General features: G+C 36.9%; 12 protein-coding genes. 4 read left to right on the top strand and 8 right to left on the bottom strand.

The features are described 5' to 3' along the window. Nucleotides 1-73: 73 nt before the first annotated feature. The 7 genes from ACFIKN_RS07180 to ACFIKN_RS07210 all read right to left on the bottom strand — a co-directional run bounded on the left by ACFIKN_RS07180 (nucleotide 74) and on the right by ACFIKN_RS07210 (nucleotide 7968). Nucleotides 74-865 (bottom strand): pyrroline-5-carboxylate reductase, encoded by a 792-nt coding sequence (locus ACFIKN_RS07180; RefSeq protein WP_375658142.1) that lies wholly within the window; start codon nucleotides 863-865, stop codon nucleotides 74-76. Between the two features lie 55 nt (nucleotides 866-920). Then, nucleotides 921-1166 (bottom strand): hypothetical protein, encoded by a 246-nt coding sequence (locus ACFIKN_RS07185; protein ID WP_273790715.1) that lies wholly within the window; start codon nucleotides 1164-1166, stop codon nucleotides 921-923. A gap of 102 nt (nucleotides 1167-1268) precedes the next feature. Continuing rightward, on the bottom strand, nucleotides 1269-1637 hold the full coding sequence (locus ACFIKN_RS07190) for a YraN family protein (protein WP_273790744.1): 369 nt from the start codon (nucleotides 1635-1637) through the stop codon (nucleotides 1269-1271). 4 nt (nucleotides 1638-1641) lie between these two features. Further along, nucleotides 1642-2529, bottom strand: coding sequence for a 16S rRNA (cytidine(1402)-2'-O)-methyltransferase (gene rsmI, locus ACFIKN_RS07195; protein WP_273790716.1), 888 nt, complete (start codon nucleotides 2527-2529; stop codon nucleotides 1642-1644). Nucleotides 2530-4581: 2052 nt separating this feature from the next. After that, nucleotides 4582-6246, bottom strand: coding sequence for a 4Fe-4S dicluster domain-containing protein (locus tag ACFIKN_RS07200; protein ID WP_375658143.1), 1665 nt, complete (start codon nucleotides 6244-6246; stop codon nucleotides 4582-4584). 3 nt (nucleotides 6247-6249) lie between these two features. Further along, on the bottom strand, nucleotides 6250-7170 hold the full coding sequence (locus tag ACFIKN_RS07205) for an electron transfer flavoprotein subunit alpha/FixB family protein (protein ID WP_273790718.1): 921 nt from the start codon (nucleotides 7168-7170) through the stop codon (nucleotides 6250-6252). Nucleotides 7171-7221: 51 nt separating this feature from the next. Then, nucleotides 7222-7968 (bottom strand): electron transfer flavoprotein subunit beta/FixA family protein, encoded by a 747-nt coding sequence (locus ACFIKN_RS07210; protein WP_375658144.1) that lies wholly within the window; start codon nucleotides 7966-7968, stop codon nucleotides 7222-7224. Between the two features lie 512 nt (nucleotides 7969-8480). Here ACFIKN_RS07210 and ACFIKN_RS07215 point away from each other — a divergent pair. The 3 genes from ACFIKN_RS07215 (at nucleotide 8481) to ACFIKN_RS07225 (ending at nucleotide 11210) form a co-directional block, all read left to right on the top strand. Continuing rightward, entirely contained in the window at nucleotides 8481-9299 is an 819-nt protein-coding gene (locus ACFIKN_RS07215; RefSeq protein WP_375631209.1) for a hypothetical protein, read from the top strand. Between the two features lie 178 nt (nucleotides 9300-9477). Continuing rightward, nucleotides 9478-10398, top strand: a complete 921-nt coding sequence (locus ACFIKN_RS07220; protein ID WP_375613503.1) for a sulfite exporter TauE/SafE family protein — start codon at nucleotides 9478-9480, stop codon at nucleotides 10396-10398. 2 nt (nucleotides 10399-10400) lie between these two features. Then, nucleotides 10401-11210, top strand: coding sequence for a TIGR02186 family protein (locus ACFIKN_RS07225; protein ID WP_375637830.1), 810 nt, complete (start codon nucleotides 10401-10403; stop codon nucleotides 11208-11210). A gap of 22 nt (nucleotides 11211-11232) precedes the next feature. On the opposite strand, the gene ACFIKN_RS07230 is transcribed toward ACFIKN_RS07225, so the two are convergent. Next, complete coding sequence (locus ACFIKN_RS07230; RefSeq protein WP_273790723.1) at nucleotides 11233-11514, bottom strand: DUF6460 domain-containing protein; 282 nt, start codon at nucleotides 11512-11514, stop codon at nucleotides 11233-11235. A gap of 1103 nt (nucleotides 11515-12617) precedes the next feature. On the opposite strand from ACFIKN_RS07230, the gene ACFIKN_RS07235 reads away from it, so the two are divergent. Next, on the top strand, nucleotides 12618-13986 hold a 1369-nt coding region (locus ACFIKN_RS07235), incomplete at its 3' end, for an ABC transporter substrate-binding protein (protein WP_375658145.1).

Raw genomic sequence — 13986 nt, forward strand, 5'->3', positions numbered from 1 at the left:
TTTTCGATGTGAGTTTTCTTGATATACATCTTCAACATTTAGTTTTTTCTTATTGAGATGATAAAAATATTGGTCAAGTCTTTTTAGAAGTATTCATTTTTTGCAAAGTAGCCTCAAGAGCGGTTGTTAAAGCATTCCTTCCCCCTTGATGAGAAAAGTAATCTGACAAAAATTCATTTGTTCCACCCTTTGTTGAAAACTCTTTTTCAAGCAGTGCAAAATCGAGAAATGCAGAATGATCCGTTGCTGTAATTTTACGCATTTCATCCGTAAGATTTCCAAACATCATAGTAAGGAATTCTGCTGATTGCTGTTTTTTTAACCCTTGTGTTATAAACCATTGATGGGCAGTTTCTATAAAATTAAAATATACTCCCATAAGTGAACCTGCTGTCATAAAAAGATTAAACTGCTCTTCCTTATCCAGCACTAATGTGCCCCCCAATGCATCAAATAAAGTGCGTAAAAAGGGATGATCGGGATAGATTGGTGTCAAATTTTTGCATTCTGCAACAAAAGGTAATGGAACAGCACGATAAACTTTATGATTAATCCACTCTTCTATTTCTGCTGCTTTTGCCATAGCAAGTACGGAAATAACCAGCTGTTCTGGACGAAAACAAAGAGAGCGCAAAACGTCTTCTGCAATTTGATTGGGCAAGCAAAGAAAAACACAATCACTAACATCGAGCAACGCTTGGTTATTTTCAGCAATCATAACCGTATCATAGGTGCGTGAAAGGCGCTCTGCTGTTTGTGCATTGCGAGGCGAAACAATAATGGAAGAAACATCAAAGGTGCTTGTCATTAAGCCATTCACCATTGAAGCACTGATTGTACCCGTTCCTAAAAAGCCAAGTTTCATTTCTATTTCTCAGTTTTATATTTTTAAAGGAATCTCAATCAACATTTCAGGTGTTTTAACTAACATAAACGCTAATTGAAGAAGCAACACATAACATAGCAAGAATAATCAAGCCCAAATAGATTTTAGGCTTGTCAAAGAGAACGGCAAAAGCAGAAAACCAACCAACAACAGCTGCGGCTAATGCAAATAAAAAACCTGGTTTATTCATAAGCACAATATGCATTGCCATTAAACCACCAATAATGAGCGCTCCAAAAATAATGAGTAAACCTGTTGCAAACTTTTCATAATCATCCATATTTTGCTCCTTATAGCGCTCAATTATTACACACTTTTTAACGCATATGCACATAAAAACGAAATGTTTTTTATTGAATATGGTTAAAACGGGGGGTGTCTTTTATTGATCAGATGTAAAAAATGCAGGGATATGCTGTGGCCAACGCCAAGGTAAAATTGCAACCAAATCAAAGCGCACAGACAAAAGGGCATAATCTTTTTGCCGTGCGAGCCAAATATCGGCAGCTGCTTCAATTCGCCTTTCATTCATTCGGGAAACCGCTTCCATTGCTTCAGCCAACGTTGAACGTGCTTTAACTTCAACGATTAACACAAGATTTCCGCGTCGTGCAATTAAATCAATTTCCCCACATTTTGTTTTAAAACGCCTTTCGGCAATGTGAAACCCTTTGCAACGTAGCCACCAAGCTGCCAATTTTTCTGCACGTACCCCTCGATAAAAAGACTTTTGTCTGCGTTTTTTTTGCATCATTTTATGCATTTTTTAAAAAGATTAATCGCTGAAAAAGTTCCTGCTTTTTTAAACCGGTTTTTTTTGCAACAAAAGCTGCCGCTTGAGCAGCAGAATATGTCCGTGCGCGTTCTAGTAGCATTTCATCAATTTCTTGATCACTTATCACATTTAAAGAAGAAGATGATTCTCCTACAACTACAACAATTTCCCCACGAATATGTGCTTGTTTTCTGTAATTTTCCAACAAGTTCCCCAAATTGGAAACATCTACTGTTTCAAACTTTTTTGTTAATTCACGACAAATGGCAGCAGGTCGATCAGCCGAAAAAAGTGTGACCATATCCTGTAAAGTTTCAACAAGACGATGCGGTGATTCATAAAAAATCAAAGTTGCTGGAATCTCTTTTAATTGTTCCAACCGTTTTCGGCGTTGTAGCTTTCGTGCACTCAAAAAACCTGCAAAAAAAAAGCTATCAGTAGGAAGCCCTGTCGGTATAAGAGCGGCTAAAAGAGCGGATGCTCCAGGAATAGGAATGATTTTATGACCAGCTTTACGGGCCTCTTCCACCAATCGAAATCCGGGATCAGAAATAAGTGGTGTTCCGGCATCTGAAACAAGTGCTACTGTTTTGTTTTCTGCTAAAGCCGCTAAGAGCTTTGGACCCGCTTTTTGCGCATTATATTCATGATAGAGAAAAGTTTTTTTTTGAATACCGTAACGTTCTAACAAAACACGTGTTACTCGCGTATCCTCACACGCTAAAATATCAATTCCTGCAAGCACTTGCAAAGCACGAAGCGTAATATCTGCAAGATTTCCGATAGGTGTTGCCACAAGATAAAGCCCTGATTCTATAACGGGTGCAGAATAAGCATGCGCACCTATAAAATATGCTTTTTCACACATGCTCTTTTCTTTTCATTAAATTCTCCTCACCACAAGATTTTTATCCATACTCATAAGCCATTTTGGCTTATTTTTTACCAGCACATTTTTTATCATTACAAAGGCTTACCTTACTCGAATAATCGATTACACTACAATAAGATAATTTCATGTTTAACGTCTTAATTTAACATTATTATCTATTTTGGTCCGCATTATTTTTTCCAGTAAAACAAATTCCAAATGTAATCAATATTCTATCAGCCCCATGATTTTCTATAAAGTTTTTCCTTCGAGAACCAAAAAACAATTTTACCCATGTTATCATCTCATGCTTGGTTATGCTCTTTTAAAAGCTAAGCTTTTTAGATTATTTTCATAATGCCGATTTTTCAAATATTCTATTGATATCCAAACTGTTTTTCTGAGCAAATATAAACAGCCTCTTTTGAAGCACAAACAGTTAACTGGCAGCTGACTGTATTGTTATTGATTAAATATAAGCTCTTATCAGCAAAATACTTTATTTTTTCATATTCTCTATAGCTTTAACAGTATAATGAGTACCTTAGAAACGTTTAAGGCTAATTTTTATCTTAAAGATTTGATTTGTAATGGAAAATTTATTATTTTGCCTATTAATTAGGAGCTTTAAATATCGTAACATTATCTCAGCTCTTCTTATAGTCATTAATCAAAATTATTTTCGTGCATCTTGAAACCCTCTCAAAGCAAAGATTATCGCATCATTGGGGATCGCAGAGAAAATGATGCTGTTAGCTTGTACTTTTTATTTCGTAAATATAGAACTGTTCGTTCACAGGAGTGTGTTATACCTTTTTCGGATAGTGTCGCGAAATAATTGTTTGATATGAGAGCTATCTCTTAAAAACAAGCCCATGATTGAACAACACAAGTCTGCTTTAATTTTGGATACCTTATTTTTTTGAAGGATATGCTCCCATAAAAAACGTAAGTAATAAAAGCGGGGACAATACGTTATCTCTTCTTTTTAGAGGATATTGTGATGCTTTTGAAAGTTTTAAAACCAAATGGACAGATGATAGTAAAGAGGAAAACAGGTTTTTTCCTTTCAGGTTTCATATTCTTGCTAAATGAAACTGTATTTTCGTTTCAGAGATTACTCAAATAGAATATGCAATATTTTTGCTCTAGCTACAAAATCTGGAACGGCGTGCAGAGCTTTCATTCATCTTAATCTTTCTTTTAAATATACCACTATGTTCAATTTGGATGTTGATTTACAAGCAACAGCGAAAGCACAAGCTTTATAAACAAACAACTCTATAAAACGCGTCATAGAGTGGTCATGAAAGCTATTTTGGTTTTTATCAGATGTTTTGCTAATAGCGATAGTCTCCATGGCTTGGTATCTGCTTATTCTTACGGTATTTGTACACATTCATTGCAGTATATTAGTAAAGGGCAGTATATTGGTAAAGGTTAGATGCAAGGCGATTATCTTTAATGCAAAAATAAAAGGTTAATGTAAGATTTTTTCGTGTCATTATCATTAGAAACATAAAAAGGGCTTGAGCAAGCATGCTCTTTATCTCTTTATCTCGCAATGTTTTTTCTACATTTGTTTGTGGTTTTCTTGAGTGAGCATTACTTGCCAAGTGTAGGAGAAAAAATAAATGTGAAGCGCATCTTCAGGGGGGCTCTTGGCTAGTTAAAACGATTGATGTTTCTTATGAGAGGGCTAAAAGCATTTTGGATCATGTGGGAGAGGGGGTAAAGTAGAACGGGCTTATTTTCTTTCAGATTTTCGAGAACCGCGGTTTTTCCTTTATTGCAGAATTTTCAAGAAGATATTCATTATTGTTTTGTCATTTAGATAAAAAATTTTGATAAAAATATGTTATGTTTTTCTATTGAAAAAAGTCATGTGGTGAAGAGAGTATTTTATATGAGAATAGAGTTCTTTTTACATTGTGAAAGAACGTATGAAGGAAGGTGATTGATAGATTTCTGATCTGGGAAATATTTTTATTCAATGTGTTTTATATATTACAATTTTAGGAAAATGAACAATGATTATACATTGGGGAATTACATATTGGGATAGAAGGGGCCCTCATTGCCTTGCGGACAGATCCAAGTGATATTTTGGTTTGGATCTTTGATATCGCATGTTTTACAATGTATGCAATTTGAAGCGTTGATCATATAAGTCAGATGATCATTATCCTCTAGCCACTCGTAGACAGCGGCGGGACAATAGCGTGTAGAGGGTCCTCCATAGATCGCATATTCAGAGTCTTTTTGTTTTTTTAATGAGGCTATTTTTAAATGACAAGGTTGATTTTCTTCATGATGCGTATTGGAAAGGGCAACACTTGAAAGGCGATCAAAGGTTACAACGCCATCTGGTTTTGGGTAAGAAATGGGTTGAAATTTTTCTGCTGGTTCAAGGCATGCATAATCTTCCTTTCCATGGGAGAGTGTTTTAAATAAGGAAAATCCGAACAGTTGTTGCCACCACATATCAAAACCAGCAAGTTTAATTCCATATTTTGTCCCATATTTTTCCCAAAGCGGTTTGGCATTTCGCACTTTATAAAGATCTTTTCCAATGAGCCCTTTTCGCCATTGTTCTTCGATTTCTTTAACCTCATCATGGGCACGCCCTTGTGCAAGAGCGGTAGCAATTTTATCGGCAGCTAATATGCCAGATAAGATGGCATTGTGTGATCCTTTGATACGAGGAACATTGACAAATCCAGCAGAGCAGCCAATAAGCGCCCCACCAGGAAAGGTGAGTTTTGGTACAGATTGCCAACCTCCTTCGCTGATAACACGTGCACCATAGGAAAGACGTTTTGCGCCTTTAAAGATTTTATAGAGTTTTGGATGTGTTTTAAAACGTTGAAATTCTTCAAAGGGAGAAAGGTAAGGATTTTTGTAATCTAAGTGCACAACAAAACCGACAGAAATGATATTGTTTTCTTGGTGATAAATAAAGCCACCGCCACCGGTATTATTGTCTAAGGGCCAACCAGTGAAATGTTGTACTAAACCGCGTTGGTGTTTGTTGGGGGCAATTTCCCAGAGCTCCTTGAGACCAAGACCAAATTTTTGTGGTTCTCGATTTTTGCTAAGATTAAAATGTTGTATCAGTTGTTTTGCAATTGAGCCGCGTGCTCCTTCCGCAATCAGAGTATATTTTGCCAATAAAGCCATCCCAGGCATATAATTTTTTCCAGGGGTTCCATCTTTGTTAAGCCCCATATCTCCGGTGAGAACACCAATAATAGCTCCGTTATCTTTTTGGATGATGGGTTCTGTTGCTGCAAAACCAGGATAGATTTCAACACCCAACGCTTCAGCTTTTTTGCTTAGCCAGCGGCAGACGCTCCCAAGCGAAACGATATAACATCCGTTATTTGATAAGATTTTAGGGTGCAAAATATTGGGAAATACTGTGGACTTTTGAGGCTTTAGAAAAAAAAATTGGTCTTGTGTGACAGGGGTTGTGAAGGGATGGTCGTTATCATTTCGCCATTCTGGTAAGAGTGTATCGATACCAATGGGGTCAACAACTGCGCCAGAGAGAATATGTGCACCAACTTCGGTCCCTTTTTCAACAATTGTGACAGAAAGCTCAGGATTAATTTGTTTAAAACGAATTGCGGCAGAAAGCCCTGCAGGTCCTGCTCCGACAATGACTATATCAAACTCCATACTTTCACGTTGGTCATGCAGAGGTGCTTTCATGGCTTATAAAGCTTTCTCCAATTCTGGAATAATTTGGTGGAGATCACCTACAAGGGTGTAATCGGCAATTTGCATGATGGGAGCTTCTTCATCTTTATTAATGGCAACAATAATTTGTGCATCCATTATACCGGCTACATGCTGGATTGCACCGGAAATGCCAACGGCGATATAGAGTTCAGGGGCAACGACTTTTCCTGTTTGTCCAATTTGCCAATCATTGGGAGCATAGCCTGCATCCACTGCTGCGCGGCTGGCACCTAAAGCAGCATTTAATTTGTTTGCAAGAGGAAGAAGCAGGGCCATAAATTTCTCTTGAGAACCAAGACCACGCCCGCCTGATATAATAACACGTGCTGAGGTGAGCTCAGGACGATCACTTTTGTTTGTCTCTGCTTTTACGAAAGAAGAAAGATTTGGATTGGGAGCTGGTGTTATTGTTTTAATGGGAGCAGAATTATTTTGGGAAGGCGTTGGGGTGAAAGAAGCGGTGCGAACTGTTATAATCTTTTTATAATCATTGGTGCGGACAGTTTCAAATGCATTGCCTGCATAAATTGGTCGTTTGAAGGTATTGGGTGAAAGAATGGCGGTAATATCTGAAATTTGCATAAGATCAAGAAGAGCTGCTACGCGCGGCATCACATTTTTCCCAGTACTGCTGGATGCTGCCATGATCACATCATAATCATTTGCTAACGTGAGAATTGTATCTGCCATAGGCTCGGCAAGTTGATGGGCTAAATAGTCTGCTTTTGCAATAAGAACTTGCCGCACACCATTAAGTTTAGCACTATTTTCCGCTATCGTTTGAATTTTTTCTCCGCAAACCAGAATATCGATATCATTACTGAGTACGCGTGCAGCGGTGAGTGCTTTTGCTGTTTCTTCTGTATTATGATCGGCCAATAAAAGAATTGCCATAAGTTTTTGCCCTTTTATGTGAGTGTTGCTTTTACTCTAGTGGTGAGAATATTAAATGCAGTTCTTCTGTTTTAAGGCTCTGACAAGTTCTACTACATTTGCCACTTTTATACCGGATTGACGGGTTTTTGGCTCTTCAACGCTTAAAATTGTTAAGCGTGCTTTCGTATCGACGCCAAGATCAGTAAGAGATTTTTGTTCAATGATTTTCTTTTTTGCTTTCATGATATTGGGGAGAGAGGTGTAACGCGGTTCATTGAGCCGTAGATCGGCGGTCATAACCATGGGAAGGGGAAGACAAAGGGTTTGTGTTCCATTATCAACTTCACGAGTAACTGTAGCATGCCCATTTTCTATGTTAAGATGTGAGGCAAAAGTTGCTTGTCCCCACCCAAGAAGAGCAGCGAGCATTTGTCCTGTTTGGTTGCTATCGTCATCAATTGCTTGTTTTCCTAAAAAGACCATATTAGGTTTTTCTTCATCAACAATGGTTTTGAGAACCTTAGCAATTGCTAAGGGTTCAAGTGTTTGATCCGTTGTGACAAGAAGTGCGCGATCAGCTCCCATTGCAAGTCCTGTTCGTAGAGTTTCTTTGGCTGCTTCTGGGCCAATTGAAACAAGAAGAACTTCTGAAATTTTACCGGATTCTTTTTGGCGAATGGCCTCCTCCACGGCTATCTCATCAAAAGGATTCATAGACATTTTTACGTGAGACAGATCAACGCCTGTACTATCGGGTTTGACGCGTATCTTGATGTTATAATCAACAACACGTTTGACAGCGACAATTATCTTCATAATGATCCTCTTTGTTTGTATGTCATAAGTTTATAGCAATACTCATAAGAAACCAAATTGTTTAGAATGAAGTCTCAATTTATAACTTGTGTTCTCTTTCATATAAGCTTTTTTTACGTTTACTTGTACTTTCTCGTCGTCATTTTCAATCTTCATATTTTTGCATTGCCATAATTGCCCTATTTGCTTGAATAAAAAGTAAAAAAATCAATTTGTCTTGTGAGAATATTTTTTTAGTTTCTTATGCTTTGTTTATGATGGTGCAATAGGTCCTTTATGCAATGAAAAATTAAGTAAAAAAGATAAAAATGGGGGAATGATTTTTCTCTTCAAATCTTGAATACAGAAAAATTAAAGATTTTTCTTTCAAATATTTTAGATAAAGATTGGGGAAAATATTTCTAACAAAAAAGTTTTTGGGAGTTCTTAAAGCTCTATTTACTAAAATAGAGCACACTTTCTCATCATTTGTTGCGATTCTTTTCAAAAAGGTTAATGAGGGGTAGGCGTTTGTGAATACGAAGGGTCATACGATCGGCCAGGCGACCAAACAGGTTAGGAACGATAAAGTCTTTTCTTTTGTTGAACAGAAAGAGAGCATGGATACTTCTGTAGAAGTAACGATGTCGGATATTGCTCAAAAATTACGCACCGTTTATGCGCAAATGCAAATGAAGCATTCGCCTCGTTCTTTAATGCAGCAGAGTTCGGTAGAAGAGCATTTTAAATCTTACTTAGATGATATTAGTCGGGCCATTTTGGCTGAACATTATATACGTCGTCAAAGAGAAAAAAAGCTTTTCCAGTCTTTAGAGCAGATTAAAACAATTGTTCAAAGTTTGCAGAGTGAAAAAAAAAGCTTAGAAGAAGCAGCGGTAACACGACGGGTGTCTCGTTCAAAATCACCTGATTCTGTTGTACAAAAACTTGCTCACATGGAATGTGAGGGAAATCAAGAACGCTTATTACTTCAAAAGGTGCAAAATTTTTCGAAAGAAAACAGCATAATTTCACTCCAGACAAATGTTGAAAATACGGTGCAGCAAGAAGATAGAAGCCCTTTGCCCAGTGATGCTCTGAAATCTTCTTTTAAAAAGGTTGAGGGGGTAGTGGAGCATGCTGTGATAGAAGAAAAAGGTATGATGGGTGCTCAGGCATCTAATCATTGTATTGAGAATGATTTTTCTTCTTTAAGGACGCAGTCTCGGGAACATGTGTCGTTTTTATCTTATTTGCTAAAAAAAGGTGTTCTTTGTTTTTTAACCGTTGCATTTGTGGTAGCGATAACGTTATGTTTTTATAGCTTTTTAAAAGGAGCTCGTTTTTTTTAATTTTTATGATGTTGATGTTAATAGATGTGAAATGTATTGCGCATTCGTATTTGTGCGGAAGCTATAGCAACTAAAATTATCCTTTTAAACACGCAACAGAGATTATTGGAAAAGAGGATAATTGGAGAAGGATTCTCTAATTGTAAAAAAACCTCAAATTATCTTGAAGGTTCTGTAAGTGAGTATTTATTTACCAATTGCTGAAATGTCACTCAATATGCTGATCTTGATTGGTATGGGAGTCGTTGCTGGTTTTTTTTCAGGACTTTTTGGAATCGGTGGTGGGTTTCTCATCACGCCGTTATTGATTTTTTATAATATTCCTCCTGCTATTGCTGTTGGAACAGGTGCTAACCAGATGATTGCGTCATCTGTAACAGGAGCAATTACACATTTTAGAAGACGTACGCTCGATATTAAACTTGGTATTCTTTTGGCGATTGGAGGAGGGATTGGTTCTTTAATCGGGATTCAGGTTTTCTCTGTTTTGAAAAAGTTAGGTCAATTAGACTTAATGATTTCGCTTCTTTATGTGATTCTTCTTGGAAGTGTAGGAAGCTTGATGATCGTTGAAAGTTGGTATGATATGATGCGCAAGCGTAAGGCAGGAAAAGCCAATATTCGTCTTGCTGGTCGACATAATTGGATTCATCGCTTACCCTTAAAAATGCGTTTTCGGACATCTATGATATATGTTAGCATTATTCCAGTTTTAGGGATTGGTCTCATTGTGGGGTTGTTGTCTTCTATTATGGGAATTGGTGGGGGGTTCTTTATGATACCAGCATTGATTTATCTTCTGCGTGTTCCAACCAGTGTGGTGATTGGGACTTCACTTTTTCAGATTACATTTGTGTCTTCTTTCACGACAGTTTTGCAAAGTATGACTAATCAGTCCGTTGATATTGTCTTGGCTTTTTTGTTAATGCTTGGAGGAAGTATTGGTGCGCAATATGGAACACGGGTTGGACGGAAGTTAAAGGCTGAACAATTGCGTATGGCACTTGCATTTTTAGTGTTGATTGTGTGTATGCGTCTTGCTTTTCAATTATTTATACGCCCTGATAATCTTTTCTCTCTGGATATTCTTATGAGATAAAAATGGGTAGATTATTTTCTTTATACATCATTACAGGTTGCTTTTGTTTTATTTCTTTTTCTACATGGTCACATGTTGGGACGCCAGCTACATTCATTGATCAAGTTGACCACGAAACTGTCCAAATTATTGTAACAACGAATACGATTACTGTGGATGCAAATTTTGCTGGTCGTGATCTTTATATTGCTGGTGTTTTGGAAAATATTGATCCGTTATATTCTCGACAGAACCGTTATGATATTGTTGTAAGCTTGGAGGGACAAGATCGGACAATGGTGATGCGAGAAAAAAAACGCAATGCCGGTGTATGGGTCAATACAGATTCTCTTATTTTTAAAAAGGTTCCTCTTTTTTACTCTATGGTCACAACACGTGAAATTGACGATATTACGAGCATTGAAGATTATAAACGCTTAGGGTTAGGATTACTCTATTTGCCATTGCAGACGGATGAACAAGATCAGAAAAAAATACAAATCTTTCGCGATGAACTTATAAAATTGCAAAAAGCTAAAAGCCTTTATTATGAGGAAGTGGGTGGGGTTCGTTTTGGTTCTGACACACTTTTCACAGCGCATTTTCGTTTGCCAGCAAATATCCCGGTTGGACATTATAAAGTTCGTGCTTATCTTTTTCGTGATGGACAGTTTATTGATAGTGCAACAACGACTCTTGAAATTGTTAAAGCACATATCACCTATACAATTTTTTATGCAGCGCACAAGTATCATTTTTTATATGGTATTGTTGCAGTGATTATTGCTATTACTACAGGATTTTTGTGTCGTTTGATTTTTCGAAAAGATTAACGCAAGGAAAATGTTAAGGCTTTTATTTTTTATGAAAAATTCGTAAGATAAGAAAAATAGGCACAACAACAATAGCTCCTGTCATAGTTATATGGAAGAAATTTGTAAGCGTTATAAATCCTGCTTCCCATAGTGATTGAAAAAAATCGACTATTTTTTGTATGAGGTTTCGAGGTGTCCATCCCAAAAAATTCATTACGATACCAATGAAGAATGAAAGGATAAGCAATTTTAGACTAACGCGGCTTGATTTTTCTCCAAGAAACGCATGAAAAGAATCTAATAATTTTTTTTTTCGCTTCATTTTAATATACTTTCAAAGATCGTGTTTTTTATTGTATTATCATGGTACAGCGATGTTATTATCATAAAGGAAAAACATTTTTTTATTTTTTCTTACTTTTTGAGTTTATCACCTTAGTCTGGTTAACGGTGCTGGTTTTTGAAATATACACATGTTTTATTGCATTTTTTGCGATATTTTCATGGCCCTTTTTTATTAAATAAAGGGATATTCTTTCGTTTCTGAGAATTTGTAGAGAAATTTTATAACGTTTCGATATTTCACATCAGAGTGAGAGTTCTAGTATATTGAAGATTTTGTAACGAACTTATTATTGTCGTGTATAGAAATAATATTTCAAGACAGTTTACTTAAAAAAAGACTATCTATTCTAATAAGGGTGTGCTTATATAAGTATTATATTTAGATATTTCAACCTTGGTGCATTGAAAAGATCTTTTTTTCTGAAAAAATGTAAGCAATGATAAGCAATGAATTGAGTGTTGTTAAAGGAGCAAAGATATTAAAAATACGATGTTGAAAAAAGTTTTGTTATGTATGTCCGCGTGAGGGAATGTCAGAGGTTTGTGGTGCCCGTGCTCCTTTTATTTGGAAATAAGATATAATTAGAAGCCGTTATTTAGTGGGGAATTATGGAAAAATTCAAAATTCCTCTTGAGAAGGGGTAGAGGTGATTCATGTTAGCCGATGGGTGAATTTTTCTGTTTTGTTAAAATATCAAATTATTATTAGGGTTCTTCGTTATTAAGGCGCTTGAGTTAACAGGAGAGAGCCCTTTGATGGCATAAAAACGCTAGAAGAAAGAAGTGACAAGCTTGCCTGATAAGAGAGAAGAAGTCTTTGTCTTATCGCGTTCAATGGTAGACGTTGTAATATTATCAATATATTTGTGATGGGTTATGTCATTCATCATATATTAAATTGCTTTTCGATGCATATTGGGGGCTTGTTAAGTATGGACAGGAGAAAAGGTTGGTAAGTGGTGCTGTTTGAAAGTTTTAATACTTTGTTTTAGGGGCCTATGGATCGTCTAACCTTATGATTAAGCATGTTCTTGTTGCGTGGGAAATTTATATAATAAACTTTATTTAAAAGGAAAAGTTATGAACTTGAAGAAAAAAATATTGAAAGGGAGCAGCTTTCTTGTTTCTGCTTTTATTGCACTGGGGGTAGTTGGACAACAGGTTTTAGCAAAAACACCGGCTGATACCCTTGTGATGGCTTGGAATCTTGATGCAATCAGTACGTTTGATCCTGCGCAGCTCAATGATGTTTATGGAAGTGAAATTGTTCGCAATGTTTGTGATAACTTGGTGAGTACTGCGACAGATGATCCTGCTAAAATGGTTCCTGCTTTAGCAACGCATTGGGATGTTTCAGGTGATGATCACAGTACGATGATTACTTTTCATTTGCGTGATGGTTTGAAGTTTAATAATGGCAGATCAGCCAATGCCAATGATCTTGTTTGGGGTATGAAGCGGGTTGTCAAATTGAAGATGGGTAATGCGGCAATTTTTAATGAATATGGAATTACAGAACAAAATGTTGATGATGCTTTGCAAGCTCCTGATAAGAAAACAGTTGTGATGAAATTTGATAAACCTTATCCAGCAGAACTTATTCTTAATAATATTGTTGCAAGTCCTGCAACAGCTTTGCTTGATCGTAACACGATTATGAAACACGAAAAAGATGGTGATTTGGGAAATCAGTATTTGAAGAGTCATGCTGCTTGTGTTGGTCCTTATCAGTTAAAAAGTTGGCGCCCTGGAGAAGCTCTTTTGTTGCGTGCAAGCTCTCACTATTGGGGACAAGCACCTAAACTGAAGCAGATTTTAATTCGCCATGTTGCAGAGCCCGGAACACAACGCTTGTTGTTGCAAAAACATGATATTGATGTTGCTCGTAATTTGACACCTGAAGATCTTGCAGATCTGCAAAAAACAACAGATGTTAAAATCAAGGAAGTGTTAGAACCATCCATGATGTACTGGGGATTCAATATGACAAATCCCATTTTTGCTAAGGAAAAAGTACGCTTGGCGATGCGTTATCTTATAGATTATGAAGGTCTTGGCAAGAAGCTTCTTAAAGGGATTGGTGTTCCACGGGCCAGTTTTATTCCTCTTGGTAATCTTGGAGCTTTGGATGAAAAAGAGGGGCAACCCTTTAAGCTTGATATTCAAAAAGCAAAACAGCTTTTAGCAGAGGCCGGTTATCCGAACGGATTTGAAGCAAATTTTATTGTCTCAAATGCTCCTTATACTTTGTTACTTGCTCAGTCACTTCAAGATAGTGCTGCACAGGCGGGCGTGCGTCTTAAAATTGAACGTGTAGCAGGTACACAGTTGTTTTCAAAAGTGAATGCACGGGCTTTTGATACGGCTTTTATCGGATGGAATAATGATTCTGCGGATCCTCATACAATGGCTTCACGTCTTGTTTATAATCCAGATAATCGGCTTGAGG

This window comes from Bartonella sp. CL436QHHD (assembly GCF_042195105.1).
Taxonomy (GTDB): domain Bacteria; phylum Pseudomonadota; class Alphaproteobacteria; order Rhizobiales; family Rhizobiaceae; genus Bartonella.

Bases quoted from the DNA above. Each gene is read 5' to 3' on its own strand.
- rsmI (WP_273790716.1), bottom strand. From the start codon at position 2,529: ATGTGTGAAAAAGCATATTTTATAGGTGCGCATGCTTATTCTGCACCC.
- ACFIKN_RS07210 (WP_375658144.1), bottom strand. From the start codon at position 7,968: ATGAAGATAATTGTCGCTGTCAAACGTGTTGTTGATTATAACATCAAG.
- ACFIKN_RS07190 (WP_273790744.1), bottom strand. From the start codon at position 1,637: ATGCAAAAAAAACGCAGACAAAAGTCTTTTTATCGAGGGGTACGTGCA.
- ACFIKN_RS07230 (WP_273790723.1), bottom strand. From the start codon at position 11,514: ATGAAGCGAAAAAAAAAATTATTAGATTCTTTTCATGCGTTTCTTGGA.
- ACFIKN_RS07225 (WP_375637830.1), top strand. From the start codon at position 10,401: ATGGGTAGATTATTTTCTTTATACATCATTACAGGTTGCTTTTGTTTT.
- ACFIKN_RS07200 (WP_375658143.1), bottom strand. From the start codon at position 6,246: ATGAAAGCACCTCTGCATGACCAACGTGAAAGTATGGAGTTTGATATA.
- ACFIKN_RS07205 (WP_273790718.1), bottom strand. From the start codon at position 7,170: ATGGCAATTCTTTTATTGGCCGATCATAATACAGAAGAAACAGCAAAA.
- ACFIKN_RS07180 (WP_375658142.1), bottom strand. From the start codon at position 865: ATGAAACTTGGCTTTTTAGGAACGGGTACAATCAGTGCTTCAATGGTG.
- ACFIKN_RS07185 (WP_273790715.1), bottom strand. From the start codon at position 1,166: ATGGATGATTATGAAAAGTTTGCAACAGGTTTACTCATTATTTTTGGA.